Source organism: Micromonospora sp. NPDC047762, from assembly GCF_043204655.1.
Lineage (GTDB): Bacteria > Actinomycetota > Actinomycetes > Mycobacteriales > Micromonosporaceae > Micromonospora.
This window is the reverse complement of the sequence record NZ_JBIDCQ010000002.1, coordinates 675,209-691,317: the sequence shown is the minus strand read 5'-3', so window position 1 is coordinate 691,317 and position 16,109 is coordinate 675,209. Positions and strand designations below refer to the sequence as shown.

The 16,109-nt window shown below is 69.6% G+C and carries 20 protein-coding genes and 1 pseudogene; 11 read left to right on the top strand and 10 right to left on the bottom strand.

What is annotated here, in order from left to right:
• Nucleotides 1-74: 74 nt before the first annotated feature.
• The 3 genes from ACGF3C_RS08790 to ACGF3C_RS08780 all read left to right on the top strand — a co-directional run bounded on the left by ACGF3C_RS08790 (nt 75) and on the right by ACGF3C_RS08780 (nt 2,464).
• On the top strand, nt 75-806 hold the full coding sequence (locus ACGF3C_RS08790) for a class I SAM-dependent methyltransferase (protein ID WP_393220133.1): 732 nt from the start codon (nt 75-77) through the stop codon (nt 804-806).
• Nucleotides 807-904: 98 nt separating this feature from the next.
• Nucleotides 905-1,105 (top strand): hypothetical protein, encoded by a 201-nt coding sequence (locus ACGF3C_RS08785; protein WP_393220130.1) that lies wholly within the window; start codon nt 905-907, stop codon nt 1,103-1,105.
• Between the two features lie 81 nt (nt 1,106-1,186).
• Nucleotides 1,187-2,464, top strand: a complete 1,278-nt coding sequence (locus ACGF3C_RS08780; protein WP_393220127.1) for an MFS transporter — start codon at nt 1,187-1,189, stop codon at nt 2,462-2,464.
• Here the strand turns inward: ACGF3C_RS08780 and ACGF3C_RS08775 are convergent.
• The 3 genes from ACGF3C_RS08775 to ACGF3C_RS08765 are packed head-to-tail and all read right to left on the bottom strand — an operon-like array spanning nt 2,448 to nt 3,699.
• Nucleotides 2,448-2,891, bottom strand: a complete 444-nt coding sequence (locus ACGF3C_RS08775; protein WP_393220124.1) for an SRPBCC domain-containing protein — start codon at nt 2,889-2,891, stop codon at nt 2,448-2,450. The two genes, ACGF3C_RS08780 and ACGF3C_RS08775, sit on opposite strands and share 17 nt — an antisense overlap.
• Before the next feature lie 2 nt (nt 2,892-2,893).
• Nucleotides 2,894-3,244, bottom strand: coding sequence for an ArsR/SmtB family transcription factor (locus ACGF3C_RS08770; protein ID WP_393220121.1), 351 nt, complete (start codon nt 3,242-3,244; stop codon nt 2,894-2,896).
• Nucleotides 3,241-3,699: an SRPBCC domain-containing protein gene (locus tag ACGF3C_RS08765; protein ID WP_357234560.1), complete on the bottom strand. Its 459-nt coding sequence runs from the start codon at nt 3,697-3,699 to the stop codon at nt 3,241-3,243. The genes ACGF3C_RS08770 and ACGF3C_RS08765 overlap by 4 nt, the downstream gene beginning before the upstream one ends.
• 114 nt (nt 3,700-3,813) lie before the next feature.
• On the opposite strand from ACGF3C_RS08765, the gene ACGF3C_RS08760 reads away from it, so the two are divergent.
• Nucleotides 3,814-4,188, top strand: coding sequence for a VOC family protein (locus ACGF3C_RS08760; RefSeq protein WP_393220116.1), 375 nt, complete (start codon nt 3,814-3,816; stop codon nt 4,186-4,188).
• A gap of 43 nt (nt 4,189-4,231) precedes the next feature.
• Here the strand turns inward: ACGF3C_RS08760 and ACGF3C_RS08755 are convergent, their stop codons facing one another.
• A complete protein-coding gene (locus tag ACGF3C_RS08755) occupies nt 4,232-4,561 on the bottom strand; it encodes a hypothetical protein (RefSeq protein WP_357234566.1) in 330 nt (109 codons plus the stop codon).
• Between the two features lie 57 nt (nt 4,562-4,618).
• The gene (locus tag ACGF3C_RS08750) at nt 4,619-5,377 is read right to left on the bottom strand and encodes a class I SAM-dependent methyltransferase (RefSeq protein WP_393220763.1); all 759 of its coding nucleotides are present in this window, start codon (nt 5,375-5,377) and stop codon (nt 4,619-4,621) included.
• Nucleotides 5,378-5,429: 52 nt separating this feature from the next.
• Between ACGF3C_RS08750 and ACGF3C_RS08745 the strand changes: the two genes are divergently transcribed.
• Together ACGF3C_RS08745 and ACGF3C_RS08740 are read left to right on the top strand one after the other, a co-directional pair.
• Nucleotides 5,430-5,996, top strand: a complete 567-nt coding sequence (locus tag ACGF3C_RS08745; RefSeq protein WP_357234569.1) for a DUF3592 domain-containing protein — start codon at nt 5,430-5,432, stop codon at nt 5,994-5,996.
• Nucleotides 5,997-6,355: 359 nt separating this feature from the next.
• Complete coding sequence (locus ACGF3C_RS08740) at nt 6,356-7,162, top strand: hypothetical protein (protein ID WP_393220111.1); 807 nt, start codon at nt 6,356-6,358, stop codon at nt 7,160-7,162.
• 391 nt (nt 7,163-7,553) lie between these two features.
• On the opposite strand, the gene ACGF3C_RS08735 is transcribed toward ACGF3C_RS08740, so the two are convergent.
• The 3 genes from ACGF3C_RS08735 to ychF are packed head-to-tail and all read right to left on the bottom strand — an operon-like array spanning nt 7,554 to nt 9,989.
• Nucleotides 7,554-8,153: a hypothetical protein gene (locus ACGF3C_RS08735; protein WP_357231788.1), complete on the bottom strand. Its 600-nt coding sequence runs from the start codon at nt 8,151-8,153 to the stop codon at nt 7,554-7,556.
• Between the two features lie 2 nt (nt 8,154-8,155).
• The gene (locus ACGF3C_RS08730) at nt 8,156-8,878 is read right to left on the bottom strand and encodes a TIGR02391 family protein (RefSeq protein WP_357231791.1); all 723 of its coding nucleotides are present in this window, start codon (nt 8,876-8,878) and stop codon (nt 8,156-8,158) included.
• Nucleotides 8,879-8,903: 25 nt separating this feature from the next.
• Nucleotides 8,904-9,989, bottom strand: coding sequence for a redox-regulated ATPase YchF (gene ychF / locus ACGF3C_RS08725; protein ID WP_393220106.1), 1,086 nt, complete (start codon nt 9,987-9,989; stop codon nt 8,904-8,906).
• A gap of 143 nt (nt 9,990-10,132) precedes the next feature.
• On the opposite strand from ychF, the gene ACGF3C_RS08720 reads away from it, so the two are divergent.
• Nucleotides 10,133-10,702, top strand: a complete 570-nt coding sequence (locus ACGF3C_RS08720) for an exonuclease (protein WP_357231798.1) — start codon at nt 10,133-10,135, stop codon at nt 10,700-10,702.
• Between the two features lie 3 nt (nt 10,703-10,705).
• Here the strand turns inward: ACGF3C_RS08720 and ACGF3C_RS08715 are convergent, their stop codons facing one another.
• Nucleotides 10,706-11,440, bottom strand: coding sequence for a Type 1 glutamine amidotransferase-like domain-containing protein (locus tag ACGF3C_RS08715; protein WP_393220102.1), 735 nt, complete (start codon nt 11,438-11,440; stop codon nt 10,706-10,708).
• A gap of 113 nt (nt 11,441-11,553) precedes the next feature.
• Entirely contained in the window at nt 11,554-12,057 is a 504-nt protein-coding gene (locus ACGF3C_RS08710) for a hypothetical protein (protein ID WP_357231804.1), read from the bottom strand.
• A 139-nt stretch (nt 12,058-12,196) separates the two neighbouring features.
• On the opposite strand from ACGF3C_RS08710, the gene ACGF3C_RS08705 reads away from it, so the two are divergent.
• From ACGF3C_RS08705 to ACGF3C_RS08690, 4 genes and pseudogenes are all read left to right on the top strand, one after another.
• Nucleotides 12,197-12,706 carry a SigE family RNA polymerase sigma factor gene (locus ACGF3C_RS08705; protein WP_112583752.1) on the top strand — a complete coding sequence of 170 codons (510 nt, stop codon included), beginning with the start codon at nt 12,197-12,199 and terminating at the stop codon, nt 12,704-12,706.
• Nucleotides 12,703-13,221, top strand: a complete 519-nt coding sequence (locus tag ACGF3C_RS08700) for a hypothetical protein (protein WP_357231807.1) — start codon at nt 12,703-12,705, stop codon at nt 13,219-13,221. The genes ACGF3C_RS08705 and ACGF3C_RS08700 overlap by 4 nt, the downstream gene beginning before the upstream one ends.
• Nucleotides 13,222-13,509: 288 nt before the next feature.
• Nucleotides 13,510-14,952, top strand: a complete 1,443-nt coding sequence (locus ACGF3C_RS08695) for an FAD-binding oxidoreductase (RefSeq protein ID WP_393220097.1) — start codon at nt 13,510-13,512, stop codon at nt 14,950-14,952.
• Nucleotides 14,953-15,030: 78 nt separating this feature from the next.
• Nucleotides 15,031-16,057, top strand: a pseudogene (locus tag ACGF3C_RS08690) (bifunctional transcriptional activator/DNA repair enzyme AdaA); the annotation flags it as partial.
• Nucleotides 16,058-16,109: the final 52 nt, after the last annotated feature.

The window sequence follows — 16,109 nt, the reverse complement described above, 5'->3', positions numbered from 1 at the left end:
ACGAATCGAGACTTCGTGAGCAGGACTGTTCCCCTGGCGCTGAGCCCCACTGACTTCAACCCCGGAGGCCGCTGATGTCGGTCTTCGACGATCCCGGCCTCTTCGGCCGACTCTGGGCCGCCGACTACGACGGCCCCGGCAACCCCGACCCGGCCCCCGCCGTTGACTTCCTGGCCGACCTGGCCGACGGGGGTCCGGTTCTCGAACTGGCGATCGGCACCGGCCGGGTCGCGCTGCCGCTGGCCGAACGCGGCCTCGCCGTGCAGGGCGTCGAGGCGTCCGAGGAGATGCTCGCGCAGCTGCGGGCGAAGCCTGGCGGCGACCAGATCCCGGTGGTCGTCGCCGACATGGCGGACGTGCCGGTGGCCGGTGAGTTCCGGCTCGCGTACCTGGTCTTCAACACCCTGTTCAACCTGGTGGACGCCGAGCGGCAGGCGGACTGCTTCCGCAACGTCGCCCGGGTGCTGTCGCCCGGCGGAGCGTTCGTCATCGAGACGTTCGTGCCCGACCCGCGCAGCTTCGACTCGGACGAGCAGGTGCAGGTGCGCGAGGTCACCGAGGACTCCGCGACGATTCGACTGCACCGGTACGACCGGCCGGCGCAGCGGTTCATCCGGCAGACGATCACGTTCGACGCGGACGGTGTGCACCTGAAGCCGTTCGCCATGCGGTACGCCTGGCCGCACCAGATCGACGAGATGGCGCAGCAGGCAGGGCTCCGGCTCACCGAGCGGTACGCCGACTGGCACCGGCGACCGTTCCAGGCCGACAGCCCGTCGCACATCTCGGTCTACCGCAAGGAGTAGCGGTTTGATCGGCTCGGGTTCCGGAAAGTCGAGCAGTCATCGCCCCGACGTCACGGAACCCGAGCCGATCTCCCGCCGACCGAGAGTGAGATGCCGCCATGAGCAGACGAGCCATCCAGGTGGTCCTGGCCCTGTCGGTCGTCCTCATGGTCACCGGCATCATCCTCAAGGTGACCGGGGACGGCGGGGCCGACACGGCCGGCACTGTGGCGGTGTCGCTCGCCTCGGTGGGTTCGATCGTGGCGAACATCGGCTCGTCCTTCCGCGCTGCCCGCCGAAACGACGGCCCACAACGGTGATTCGGCTTTTCACCCTCGGCTGATTCTGCTGCCAGCAGCCAGGTATTGATCCCCAGGTCCCTCGCCGGGTGAGCTGACTGCATGCCGGACGCCTCCCGATTCCCGCGCTCCTCTCCGTACTGGCCGGTGGTCAGTCACCCTCAACTCCGACGCGTCCTACCCGGGCTGGCCGTCTCCGCGTTGGGCGACGGCCTGGCGGTGGTCGCGGTGACCTGGCTCGCCATCCAACTCGCCCCGCACGAACAGCGGGGCACCTCGATCGCGCTGGCCATGGCGGCGTACACGCTGCCCAGCGCGGCCGGGACTGTCATCTTCGGTCGGCTGCTGCGCGGACGCAGCGGCGCACAACTCGCCGGGTGGGACGCGATTTTGCGGGCCAGCGCGCTCGGGGCGATTCCCCTCGCGCACCTCGCCGGCGTGCTCTCCATCGGGCTGTACGTGGTTCTGCTGGCCGCGTCCGCGCTGCTGCACTCGTGGGGTTGCGCCGGCCGATTCACCCTGATCGCCGAACTGCTGCCGCAGCGACACCATTTGCCGGCCAATGCCGTGCTCAGCACCATCGGAGGGTTCGCCACAATCGTCGGCCCGCCTCTGGCGGGCATCCTGATCGGCTGGGTGGGGCCGGTCTGGGTCATCGCCATCGACGCCGCAACCTTCGCCGCGCTGGCCCTCACGTACCGTCTCGCCCTTCCCGCCAACGACGGACCCGCACGGTCCGAGAGCGGCGCTTCGCGAACGGCCGGCTTCGCGGTCATCCGCCAGAACCCGGCCCTGCTGGGCCTGCTGGTGTTGAGCCTCGGGTTCTTCTTCCTCTTCGGACCGGTGTACGTGGCGATGCCTATCCACATCACCGACGACCTGCACGCCTCCGCGACGCTGCTCGGCGCCTACTACACCGCGTTCGGCGTCGGCGGTCTCGCCGGGGGTCTGGTCGCCGGTTACCTCCGCCGCTGGCCACTGCGAGCCACCACCATCGGCATCGTCGTCGCGTTCGGCGTTGCCATGCTGCCGCTCGGCCTGGGCGTACCGGTCGGCGTGTCGTTGCCGGCGTTCGCCCTGGCGGGCTTCATCTGGGCGCCGTACATGACCACGTCGATGGCGCTGTTCCAGCGAAGCACGTCGACCGCCCGACTGCCCGCGGTGCTCGCCGCGAACGGTGCCATCCTCGTACTGGCGGTGCCCCTGGGCACCATGCTGGGCGGGCCGTTGGTGAGCGCGATCGGCGCACGCCCGACGCTGCTGCTCTGCGCGGTGGCGATAGCCGCCCTCGGCCTGACCGCCGGGGGGATCGCGATCTCGCGGCGAAGCGTGCGATCCCCCGGCGGCCCAACCGGCACCGAGGTCAGTGCCCGTCGCTGATCTGGACGTCGTCCGGCGCCGGCCGGCCGCGCCCCGTCTCGACCAGCTCCTTGAGACTCATCAGGAAGGTCGCCCACTTGGTACTGCACTCGCGCATAAGTTCGGTCGGCTCGCGCCAAGCCGAGTGCGTGAAGTCGACGATCGTGTAGCGACCCCGCTGGTCGAGCCGCCAACCGATCTCGGTGCCGATCCACTCCTCGGGGCCACCGACGACCCGCCACCGCACCCGACCAGCCGGGTCCAGCTCAAGAATCCCCAGGTCGAACCCGCCCTCGTCACCGAAGTGGACGGCCAACTGCCCGCCGACCTCGCTCTTGCCGGTCGTGTCGACCGACCACCATCCGGCGACGCCCTCGGGGGTTGCCACCGCCCGGTAGACGTCGGCAAGCGGAGCGACGACGCCGACCTGGTGCAGAATGTCGACCATTTTCAGCCTCCCTGGTTGGTGGTGCGGTGGCGTTCGATCGTCTCGGCGATGCGCTTGATCCGGCGGAGGCGGGCGTCCCAGGTGGAGCCGACCGCCGACAACTGGGCGACCGCGCGGGCGAGCTGCGCCTCGTCCACCTGGTAGTGGCGCTCACGACCGGCCGGTTCGGCGTGGATCAGCCCAACCCGGTCGAGGACCGCAAGGTGCTTCGAGACGGCCTGGCGGGTGACGGGTAACCGCCTGCTCAACGAGGTGGCAGTGCCCGGCCCATCGGCCAGAAGAAGATCGATCATCGTACGCCGGATCGGGTCGCCGATCGCCGACCACAACTCGTCGTCGACCACCGCGCTCACGGTGTCGCGACCAGCCGGGCGACGTACGCGCCCAGGCGGGGCATGTAGTGGTCCCAACCGTTCTCGTGGTCGCGGTACTGCTCCTCCAGGACGGCGACCTCCCAACCCAACTCGCGGAAGCCGGTCTCGGTCATCCGGATCAGCGTCCCGGTGCCGCTGGGCACCAGGTCGAAGGTGACGAACAGCGCCTGCCCGCTCCGGTCCGGCTCGCTGAAGCACCACCGGAAGGAGAACCGCTTCGGCGGGTCGACCTCGACGACGGCGAACGCGACGGTCTTCGTCTCGCCGGTGTCGGCGTCGCGCCAGATCAGCTCGCCGGGCGCACCGGCGACGGACTCGAACCGCGCGTCGTCGGGCCACCACTCCCGCATGTGCTCGGGTTGGCTGACCACCTCGAAGGCGACCTCGGGGGACGCGTTGACGTGGATGTCTCGTTCGATCGTTCCCTGTTCCATGTCCACAACCTCTCGCAACCTTTGGTTGCACTTAACCTACGACAGCTCGCGTCCATCGCGCAACCTTTCGTTGCACGTCGCGGTTTCGTCGTACCCCTGGTGCACGATCGGCGCATGTCTGAGCCATCGCCACACCGACACCACACCATCGACTACGTCGAGCTCACGGTGACCGACCTCGCCGTGGCCAAGCGCTTCTACGCCGACGCGTTCGGTTGGCAGTTCAATGACTACGGGCCGGAGTACGCCGGCATCCGGAGCCCACACGGCGACGCCACGCCCGAGGTCGGCGGTCTCCGTCTGGACGCGGAGGTTCGGGCGGGCGGCCCACTCGTGCTGCTCTACTCCACCGACCTGGACCGGTCCGTGCAGGCCGTCAAGGAGGCCGGCGGCCAGGTGGTGAACGGGCCGTACGAGTTCCCCGGTGGCCGGCGGTTCCACTTCACCGACCCCAGCGGCAACGAGCTGGGTGCCTGGGCCGAGCAGTAGGTTTCTTCGATCGTCCGCTTGGCGGGTGATCGTCATCCCTGACCTACCGGAGGTCCTCGCCAGTCAGGACGGGACAGCCGAACATGTCAGTGAGGACGGTCCGCTGGTGGTCGGTCAGCGGGTTCGCGAACACCGCGACGCCGACCCCGTGCTGCCGGCAGGCCTCGGCGATTTCGCGGGCCCTACCGGGGCTGAGCAACGTCCGCCGCGAGAACGGGTCAGCCATCTTGCCAACGCCGCCGGAAGAGACTCCACGCCGCTGCACGTGCCGGCTCACGACCCGGCCACCGTGGGCTTCCACAAGGCTGGCCAGCAGATCGAGTGTGCTCTCGAACTTCTTGTCCTTCGCCGAAAACAGGCCCACCAGCGCCACATCGGCACCTGTCAGCACAGCTTCCAATGCCCCGCCCCGATGTCGGTACGCCGGCCGTCAGCGTCGCCGGGCGCGCAGCACGCCGGTCAGCATCGGCAGCGTGAACTCGCCGTGCGCGGTTTCGGCTCGACTCCCGAGAAAGGACCGGATCCGGCCGAGATTGGCCTCTCGCTCCTCGTCCGGCATGACCAGCATCCCGCCCCGCGTCGCGAGCGTCGCGACGAGCGAGTCGGCGGTACGCCGCTGACCGTGCGGCAACTCGACCTGCTCCGCCGATTCGAACCGAGCGACCAGGCCGGGGCTCGGAACGAGCATGCCCGCCGTCGCGGCGCGCCAACTGCTCAACGTGTCACGCGGGCCGATCGCCGCACTCCCGCTGACCCGTTCGAGCCCGGCAACCCAGTCGACCCGGTCGTCCATGATGTTCCACAGACCGGCCAGAACACCGCCGGGCGCGAGGACCCGGGCGATCTCCGGCCCCGCGACGGTCATGTCGAACCAGTGCAGGGCGTTGCCGGCGAGCACGGCATCGACGGACCCGTCCGGCAACGGGATGGCCTCGGCGCTGCCCGGCAGGGCACTGACGGTCGGCACCGCACGGCGCAGCTCGGCGAGCATCGCCGGGTCGGGCTCGACAGCCACGACCTCCGCGCCCACCGCCGCCAGCGTCGCGGACAGCTTGCCGGTGCCGGCCCCCAGGTCGAGCACGCGTAGGCCGGGGGCGGGCTCCAGCGCCCACCGCACCGCGGCCTGCGCGTAATCCGGGCGGTGTTCGGCGTACGCGGTCGCCGCCGCGCCGAAGGACGACCGGAGCATCTGTTCCGTCACCCGGTCACCGTACCGCCGCTCGTCGACATCGACTGTCACCATGGCCACCGTGCAGATCCTGCGAAGCTGGTGGCGCGTCCGCTACCCCGTCTACGCGATCGGCCTCGTGGTCGGGATGGTCATGTTGTGGCTGCCCTTCAAGACCTTTCAGGACACCGACGCCTGGGAGAGCCGACTGCGGATCCATGGTGTGCCAGCCCAGGCAGTCGTCGATGAGCTAGTGCACAAGCGGCGGAAGACGATGCACCTGAGCTACGAATTCGCCGGTGCCCAGCGTCAGGCCGAGGTTGGCTGTTGGGAGGTCTGCCTGGCGGCCGGCAGCACGGTGCGGATCTGGGTCAACCCCGACGACCCGGATGACTTCGTAACCGACTTCGGCATCCTCAGCGGGCATCGGGGCCGGCTGCAAGGGGTGGTCGGAGCGGCAGGCCTGGTTCTGTCCGGGTGGATGGTGCTGGCCGTGATCGCCCACCTCTATCAGCAACGACGCGGCAACCGGCGACAGGAGTGGCAGCGGCAGCAACGAGACCAGCGCCGACGACAGTTCGCGAAGGCCAGGGCCGGAAGGAAACGCAAGCCGAGCAGGCGACAAAGTCCGGTCAAGTGATCGACATCGACGGTCGGCAATTGTCGTCGAACCGACGACCTCTTGACCCCTAGGCCATTGAGGGCGACGGCCCGCCCGTCAAGAGGGGCGCTGTTCACTTCCATCTGAAGTGCGCAGGTCCGCGCACTGCCCCGCACAGCGTGTAGTCCACGAGTGCTCCCGCTCTGACCATCGCTCTTGCTTCCGATCCGGGCCGCCATCCGTCTGCATCGGCGCCCCAACCCACGGCCGTTCCTGGCCCTTCAAGTGAAATGGAGCGTCGTGCCACAGCCGTGCAGAAGGCATGGCCCGCGCCCTGCCTGGTCGCTTACCCGAGTCGCCCTTGCTGATCAACTTGTGCTGCAATGCATAGTTGAAGCATGGAGGCCTTTGAAGCGCTGACGTTCGGCAAGAGCAGTCCACCCGCACAAAAGATCGTCCGCAGACGGCGCACACTTTTCCTTCTGCCGATTGTCGTGACCGCCTTTGTTAGCATTCTGCTTTTTTGGGAGATAGTGCGCCAAAACCTCCCAGCCGGCATGACCAGCCACTGGCCCTGGAAGTTAAGGGTGCTCGATCTTCAATCTGCCGCCACCATCGTAACGGTTTTCTTTTTGTACTTGGTTACTCGGGCACAATACGCTCAGACTGTTCGCCCGGCAATCGGGTGGGGGATTAATCTCGCGGAATCCGAGGAAGCGGCCTTCCCCTTCAGCCATGAAGACAACGTCCTAAGGTTATCGATCTTCAATGCGGCTGCAAATCTCGCGATCGTGCGATCCGTCGAATATCGAATAGCCTTTAGCGGAAGCGAAAATCCATCATGGATTGGCTACGATAAGCTACGAAGCTCTTTATCGACCGTGGGCCTATTAAGCCATATTGACTACTTCCTTTACTTCGTCGGCGAGGGCTACCCCCTTGGAACAGGAACCGCAGAACGACCCTCGACTGGCGGCACAATTAAAGTAGACGCACTTCTCAAGTTCCGAGTCTTTGACTTGAAGATCCAAGTCATCGACGCCGTAGGCGACGTCCACGAGCGCATATTGCCCTGCCGCGATGTGTTTGACCCTGGCATCCTTGACCTGATATCAGCACGACAAAAGATGCGACTGCCACCTCACCGATCAGCTATACGCCGGCTCATAGATCGCTTCTTTTGGGCGCAAAACACGAACGTCTAACATTGGTCCCACCTATACAGGTATCCAATCCCCGGTCGCACCGCTGTTCAAGGCCCTCGGTGATCCGATCCGGTCGGCCGCCGCCCAGGTTGGTGGCCGAGGCCCTGTCCCCACCGCGCGGCCGTCCAGCCGCGAAGCTGGGGAGGTCAGCGGTCAGGCCCAGGAGCGTGTCCTGGATCGAGCGGCGCTGGTCCTCAATGCCGTGCCGGAAGCCCTTCATCACGCGCTACGATCCGACGCCGGTGCTCGTTGACTCAGCGGCGCTGTCTCACCAAGCGGCGCGTCCTGGGCGGCTCCAGGTAGGGCGACTGAGCCGCCGGAAGTTGATCCCGCCCGACCAGCCGAACGATGGGTAACGACGTCCGACTGACGCTGCCTGCAACGAACGCGATCAGCGGGGAAGTGCGCGGCGCGCGGCTCTACGGCGTTGGATCTGCCACCACCTGACCGATTGGGGATCTTCGACGGCGACCCGCAACAAGGGCAACGCCGCGTTCCGGATGTCGGTCGTCGCGCGGCGGAGGCGGCCGAGGTACTCAAAAGCCTCTGTCACAGCCTCGGAATCAGACTTACGCCTCTTGTCGATAACGGGACCCATCATCTGATCCGACATGGTGAGCCATAGATCGTGGAAGACGTGCACCGACCGCTGAAGGTGCGGGTCACCGACTAGTCCCAGGAGGTGCTTCAGTTCCCTAGTGACCGCGTACCGGAGTTCACCGGACCGCTTGGCAATCTCGCTGTTGCTCAGCTCCATCATGTCGTGGTCGGCGGCCTTCCACATCACCACGATCACGATGTCCATGTGGGAGGCCCACTCATCGGCGTTGATCAGGAACTCAACGATGTGGCTCCGGAGCTCGGCCCGGCGCTTGTCGGCGCGCTCCATAGCCGCCGTCCGGCGTTGATGGTGCTGTGTCACCACCACGCCCCCGAGCGCACCGGCGATGGTGCCAACGGCCGTGATGATCTGCGGAACGTAGTCAGCCAACTTCAGACCCGCTTGATGGTTGCCTGATCTACCCACCGGGCGAGGAGGCTGAATGCCGCCAACTGCTCAAGGGCAAGTTGCTCCTCACCGCCGTCTGCAGGAGGCGGAGTGTGCATACCGGGGTTCCGGATCGCCGCGTACAACCCTTCAGCGAACGCCCTGGCTCCTCGGTGGAGACTCTTGTACGTGTCGCTGCCGTCATCCGGCTTCAGCCTGAGCCGAGGCGCATCGGGTTTCGGCTCGTCTAACGAGAACGCCTCGTTGAACAGCTTGGTCTCCGAGACATCCACCCGCCCGATCTTGGCCTGGGTTTCGGAGTTGATGCGAATGGCAGCCTGCATGACGGCCTGGTGATAGTGGCCGTTGTTCCAGAAAGACCGACCGCTTTCCCACGCCCAGGGGTGCAGATTCCCCGCCCCCATGTCCGGAGCGTTGTCCCCGAGCTTCTCGGCAAGCTCCGCCGAACGCTTCAACGCGGCCTTACCCCGGGATGCCTGGTCGCGCAGCCACCGATACTCAACGTCCTTGGCCGGACGGTCCCTGCTCCAACCGGGAAGAGCCCGATCAAGGATCTGCTCGACAACGTGCGCCCGCTCTGACGCTTCTGTCTGAGGGCCACGCATGAACACGCCCAGGACGTTCGGATGCCTTGACGGGACCCGTTCCGTCACATGTAGGAACTTGTCGATCTCCGCAATCGCCCAAGCGGTGTCTAGCTTTGCCACGCTGCCTTGCTCCTACTTCTTAGCCTCAGACGTTGAAGCGGAACTCCACCACGTCGCCGTCCTGCATGACGTACTCCTTGCCCTCGATGCGGACCTTGCCCGCCGCCTTGGCCGACGCCATCGAACCGTGCTCGACCAGGTCCTGGTAGGAGACCACCTCGGCCTTGATGAAGCCGCGCTGGAAGTCGCTGTGGATCACACCCGCGGCCTCCGGCGCGGTGGCGCCGACCGGGACGGTCCAGGCGCGCGCTTCCTTGGGGCCGGCCGTGAGGTACGTCTGGAGGCCGAGGGTGCGGAAGCCGACCCGGACGAGCTGGTTGAGGCCGGGCTCGTTCTGCCCGATCGACTCCAGCAGCTCGCGGGCCTCGTCCTCGGGCAGGTCCACCAGCTCAGATTCGATCTTGGCGTCCATGAAGATGGCCTCGGCGGGGGCGACCAGGGCGCGCAGCTCGTCGAGGAACGTCTCGTTGGCCAGCTCGGCCTCGTCGACGTTGAAGACGTACAGGAAGGGCTTGGTGGTGAGCAGGTGCAGCTCGCGCAGGTGCTCCAGCTCGATCTTGGCGGCAGCGGCCCCGGAGTAGAGCGTGGTGCCACCGTCGAGCACCTCGATCGCGGCCTTCGCGGCGGCGACAGCGGCGGCCCGGTCCTTGCGGAGCTTGGCCTCCTTCTCCAACCGGGGCAGCGCCTTGTCCAGGGTCTGCAGGTCGGCGAGGATCAGCTCGGTGTTGATCGTCTCGATGTCGTCGGCCGGGGAGACCTTGCCGTCGACGTGCACCACGTTCGGGTCGGAGAAGGCCCGGACGACCTGGCAGATCGCCGAGGCGTCCCGGATGTTGGCCAGGAAGGCGTTGCCCCGGCCCTGCCCCTTCGACGCGCCGCGGACCAGGCCGGCGATGTCGACGAACGACACCGGCGCCGGCAGCACCTTCTGCGAGGAGAAGATCTCGGCCAGCTTGCCCAGCCGCTCGTCGGGCAGCCCGACCACGCCGACGTTGGGCTCGATGGTGGCGAACGGGTAGTTCGCCGCCAGCACGTCGTTCTTGGTCAACGCGTTGAACAGCGTGCTCTTGCCGACGTTGGGCAGGCCGACGATGCCGATGGTGAGACTCACGACGGGCCAGCTTACGCCGGTCCCGGCCGGGCCGGTCCACGCGGCTCCGATTCGTCGCCGCGCCGCTGGTCGATCGTCGCTCCCACCACGCCCCGTCAGGCGTTGCTAGTCTCCCGGTTCGACGTTCCGCTGCTGGAGGTGGGATGACCTCGACGTTGCCCGAGCTGTACATCGCCGTCGATGTGGAGGCGGACGGGCCGATCCCCGGGCCGTACAGCATGATCTCGCTGGGCATGGCCGTGGCCGGCCGCCCGGACCTCACCTTCTACACCGAGCTGCGTCCCATCTCCGACGAGTTCGTCCCGGCGGCGTTGGCCGTCTCCGGCCTGGACCGGGACCGGCTGCTGCGGGAGGCACCCACCGCGCAGGAGGCGATGTCCGCCGCGGCGGCCTGGGTCGACGGGCTGCGCCGGGTCGGCCGTCCGGTCTTCCTCGCCGCCCCGGCCGTCTGGGACGGCATGTTCGTGCACTGGTACTTCGTCCGCTTCGTCGGGCACAGCCCGTTCGGTGCGACCGGCTCCGGTGTTGATCTCCGCAGCTACTGGATGGGGTTGACCGGCAGCGACTGGGCCCGGACCCGCCAGGACACGATCAAGCACGAGTTGGGCCTGCACGACATGCCGCACACGCACCACGCCGGGGAGGACGCCGCCGAGCTGGCCCAGGTCTTCGACGCGGTGCTGCGCAGCCGACAGCCGGTCGAGGAGGCGTGAGGCTCAGCCGAGCCGGCGGGGGGCGATGACCGCCTCCCGGACGCTGCCGTCCGCGCCGCGGCTGACCTCGTACGCCGAGACGCCCTCGCGGTCCGCGATTGCCTCGACCAGCTGGGTGCCGCGGTAGACCAGGCCGACGCCGTCGTCGGTGCAGTGGCTGGTGGGGAGCGTGCCGTCACCGACCAGCTCGTGCATCAACGGGCGGCGCTGGCCCTCGCTGTCGTAGTGCACCCCGTTGCCGTACGGCAGCCAGGCCAGGCCCTCGGTGAAGCCGCGCAGTCGGGGGCCGAAGCTGTCGGTGGCACCGCCGACATGCCAGCAGATCGAGCCGGCGGAGACGCCGGCCAGCACCACGCCGGCCTGCCAGCACTCGTGCAGGATCTCGTCGAGCCCGTGCACCCGCCACACCGCGACCAGGTTGGCCACGCTGCCGCCGCCGACCCAGATCACGTCCTGGGCGAGCAGGTGGGCGCGGACGTCCTCGACGTTCGGCATCGGGAACAGGGCGAGGTGTGACAGCCGGAACCGGGCGTCGGCGAACGCGCCGTAGACGGCGGTCAGCGAGGTGGGCTGGTCGCCGACGGCCTGCCCGAGGTAGCAGACCCGCGGCTGCGGACCGGCTTCGGCCAACTCGGCCGCCAGCTCGAAGACCGGGCTGGGGCGCAGGTCGTACGGCCCGCGGTCGCCCCGGAAGAAGCCCATGCTGGTGGCGATGATGGTCGGTTCGCTGGCGGGCATCGGAGCGTCCTTCCGTCGAGGGCGGTGCGGCGTCCATCCTGCCGTAGCCGGTCTCCGGTGCGCTCGGTGTGGGGCCGACCGCCAGCCGCGGGTGGCGGTCGGACCCCGCCTGATCAACTAGACTGGTCGGGCCGCCGCTGGCGGGGCACCTCGACCTCGGGCCAGTGACCCAGGGCCCGACGGTCGGCCAGGGGCAGTTGCCCGGCGGCGGCGCGGGGCAGTGTGAACCGGTCGGCGGCGGCCGGACCGGCCGAGACCGACTCGCGCAGCATCCAACGCACCTCGTCGGCCGTCCAGCCCAGCCCAGGCCGCGCGGCGATCTCGCGGATCAACCGCCGGCCAACGCTCGTGTCGTCGTCGTAGAAGCGCATGCACCAGTGGTGCGTCCACATCCCGAGGGCCCGCAGGCCCGCGTCGTCGAGTGAGCCGGCCAACCGGCCGCAGGCCGTGTCGGGGAAGCTCTGCTCGCGGTCGCCCGCCCGGTCCCGTTCGATGGCGCCCACGGCGGCCGGCGCGACGGCCCGCATCCGGCGGTAGAAGGACTGCGCCACCGCGCGGGGCAGCGGCGGAAACGCACCCGGTGTCGACGCCGCCGCCCAACCCGCCACGCTCGTCATCCGCCGCACCCCTTCTTCAGTTGGTGGCCGGACGCTACCCGGCACGACCGACACTTTCGGGCCGAAAAACCCCACCGATCGTGGATAGCGACGATGACCTGGGGCGTCTGTATCTGTGACAACGAAACGGGGGTGGTGGGTGGACGAGGACGAGCGCGCGCGGCTGGCCGAGTTCGTCGGCAGCCGGACTCCGGCGCTGATGCGGGTCGCGTACCTGCTGACCGGGGACCGCAACGCCGCCGAGGACCTGTTCCAGTCGGCGTTGGCGCGGACCATCCCGAAGTGGGGAACCATTCGGCACGCCGACCCCGAGGGCTACCTGCGCGTGGTGATGTACCGCGAGCAGATCAGCTGGTGGCGGCGACTTCGCCGGTGGCGGGAGACACCGCTCAACCCGGCGGACGAACCGGTCGGCGGCGACCCGAGCGGCGGCTCCGACGTGCGGTTGGCGATGCGGGCCGCGCTGCGCCACCTGCCACCGACGCAGCGGGCGGTGGTGGTCCTGCGCTACTACGAGGACCTCCCCGAAGCCCGGGTGGCCGAGTTGCTGGGCTGCTCGGTGGGGACCGTGCGCAGCCGTACCCATCGAGCGGTGAAGCGACTGCGCGACCTGCTGCCGGACGTCGACATGCTGGAGGTACGGCGATGACCGAACCCTTCGAGCACCTCATCCGCTCCACCCTCACCGACCTGGCCGAGGAGGCACCGATCGTGCATGACCAGTTGAGCCGAGCGGAACGGCGGGTGCGCAACAGACGTCGCGCCACGGTGGCAGTGGGGGCGGTGAGCACCCTGGCGGCGATCCTGATCGCCACTCCGCTCGCCCTCGCGGCGACCGGCTCGGACGGGCCTCCCCCGGCCGTGCCCAGTCCGGCCGGTCCGGCGGCCGTGCCCAGCCCACCCGTACCAACCCCGTCCGCGCCCGCCGCGGTGCCGACTGTCGAGCCGAGCCCCGGTGGCGCGGACGCGAATCCCTCTGGCCCGCCCGGCGTACCGGAACGGCCGACGGTCTCGCCGACCCCGTCGACTCCGCCGGGCGTGCCAGGCAAGCCGGGGGCACCGGGTGTGCCGGCCGGACCGACCGCCTCACCAAGCCCGTCGAATCCGCCGGGCCCGCCCGGCGTGCCGGGCCGACCGACGGTGTCGCCGACCCCGTTGCGCTGACCAGGACCGGTCCGGTCGGTGGTTTCCTCGCGCCGGCCGGACCGGCCGTCCCAGCGTCATCGCCGATCACGGTGGCGCCGGGCACGCCACTGGCCTCCCGAGCCGGGGGCGGGGAACCGGTCCGAGATTCCGGTCACCCTCTCGCGCCACTCCCCGGTCCCGGCGAGCGTCACGCCCCGCGGTGACCAGCGGACACCGGTCCACCGAATTTGTCGAGGCCGGCATGCCCGCTCATCCTTGGGCCATGACCGATCCCGGACGCCCGACGCGCCAGCTGCGGGGGCGACGATGAGCACCGCCATGGCCCGGGTGCCCGACTCCCTCCGGGGGCAGATCGTCACGCCCGGCGACCGTCGGTACGCGCAACTGCGCTCGACGTACACCAGGTCGGCGTCACCGGCCGCGGTCCTGCTGCCGAAGACGACCGCGCAGGTGGTCGACGCGCTGCGCTACGCGCGGGAGCAGCGGCTGCCCATCGCGGTCCGCAGCGGCGGGCACGGCCTCTCCGGAGCCTCGTCCAACAACGGTGGGGTCGTCATCGACCTGTCCATGCTCAACAGGGTTCAGGTGATCGACGAGCGGGCCGGGCTGGTCCGGGTCGAGGCCGGTGCCCGCTGGGCGAACGTGGCGAAGGCGCTGGCCCCGTACGGCCTGGTGATCAGCTCCGGTGACTACGGCGGCGTCGGCGTCGGCGGCCTGGCCACCGGCGGTGGTGTCGGCTGGCTGGTCCGCGTCCACGGTCTCACCATCGACCGGGTCCGCGCCGTCGAGGTGGTGCTGGCGGACGGGACGCTGGTACGCGCGGACGCCGACCACGAGCCGGAGCTGTTCTGGCTGGTCCGCGGCGCCGGGGCCGGCGCGGGCATCGTGGTGGCCTTCGAGATCGAGGCGGTCGAGCAGCGCAACGTCGGCGTCGCGCAGCTGGTCGTCGAGGCGCATCCGGACGGCCGCACCGTCCGGGAGTGGACGAGCTACCTCGCCCAGGCGCCACGGGAGTTGTCGGCGGCCGCCGTGGTGTTCGCCGAGGGTCGATCGGTCCTCATGTCCATCACCGCGGTGGTCGCCGCCGAGAGCCTGCGCCGGGCCCGACCGGCGGTGGAGCCGCTGCTCGCCATCGGGAAGGTGCTCGAACACCGGACCGACCTGCTGCCCTACCCGACGCTGGTACCGACCGCGCACCTCAACCCCAACGTCGGGCAGCAGCGTGGCACGACCACGAACGGTCTGTTCACCTCGCTGGACGACGCCGGGGCGCGGGCCGTGACGCGGGCGGTGACCGGGCCGGGGCGGGCGGTGATCCAGCTCCGCTCGTTGGGCGGCGCTGTCAACGACGTCGCCTCCGACGCGACCGCGTACCCGCATCGCCACCAGGACACGCTGATCGTGGCCTCGGTGTTTCCGCCGCAGGCCGACGCCGCGTTGAACGCCGCCTGGCGGGCCGCCGGGGCCCGCGCCGACGGCGCGTACGTCAACTTCGAGAGCCGGCCGGACCCGGCCGCGTTCGCCCGGATCTACCCGGGCGAGACCGGGGCCCGGGTTCGGCGGCTGTGGAAACGGTACGACCCGGACGGTGTGTTCCGATCGGCCCTGCTGACCGGCCAGCCACACCGCGCCACCAAGCCGAGCCGAGCCGCACAGCCGAGCCAGTCGAGCCGATCCGGCCAGGCGAGCCCATCCGGCCAGGCGGGCCGATCGGGCCAGCCACACCGGCGGCGTCGACGCCCCCGTTGACCGGTCTTCCGTGCACCGGCACACCCAGGTCCGATTCCCGCCAGCCGATGACCGGCCGAGCGGGGCATCATCGGTGACATGGAGATGGACTTCGAGCGGTGCTACCGGGCCGTCGACAGCCGTGACCAGCGGTTCGACGGCTGGTTCTACACCGGTGTGACGTCCACCGGGATCTACTGCCGGCCGTCCTGCCCGGCGATCACGCCCAAGCGGCAGAACGTCCGGTTCTTCCCGTCCGCCGCCGCCGCGCAGGGCGCCGGGCTGCGCGCCTGCCGCCGCTGCCGGCCGGACGCCGCGCCCGGCTCACCGCTCTGGGACGTCCGCGCGGACGTGGTCGGTCGGGCGATGCGGCTGATCGCCGACGGGGTTGTCGACCGGGACGGCGTACCGGGGTTGGCCTCCCGGCTGGGTTACACCGAGCGGCACCTGCACCGGATGCTGCGCGCCGAGATGGGTGCCGGGCCGCTCGCGCTGGCCCGGGCCCAACGCGCCCAGACCGCCCGGATCCTGATCGAGACGACCGACCTGGCGATGGCCGAGATCGCGTTCGCCGCCGGCTTCGGCAGCGTGCGGCAGTTCAACGACACGCTTCGCGAGGTGTACGCGAGCGCCCCGTCGGACCTGCGCACCGCCCGTGGCCGCCAACAGGCGCCGGCCGGGGCGGGGACCATCTCGCTCCGGCTGGCGTACCGCCCGCCGCTGCACGCCCGGGCGCTGCTGGACTTCCTCGCGGTACGCGCGTTGCCCGGCGTGGAGGCGGTCCGCGACGGGACGTACCACCGGGGTCTGCGGTTGCCGCACGGCACCGGCCAGGTGGCGCTGACCCCGACGGACGGGCACGTGGCGGCGACGTTGCGGCTGGCCGACCTGCGCGACCTGGCGCCGGCGGTGGCCCGCTGCCGCCGGTTGCTCGACCTGGACGCGGACCCGGCGGCCATCGACGCCACGCTGGCCGCCGACCCGGCGCTCGCCCCGGCGATCACCGCCGAACCCGGCATCCGCGTCCCCCGTGCCGTCGACGGCTTCGAGCAGGCCGTCCGCGCCATCATCGGCCAGCAGGTCTCGGTGACCTCGGCAAGAACAACCCTCACCCGCCTCCTCACCGCCCACGCTCTCGTTGATCATGAGGTTGACGCGGTCGAAGAAGATCGAATCCC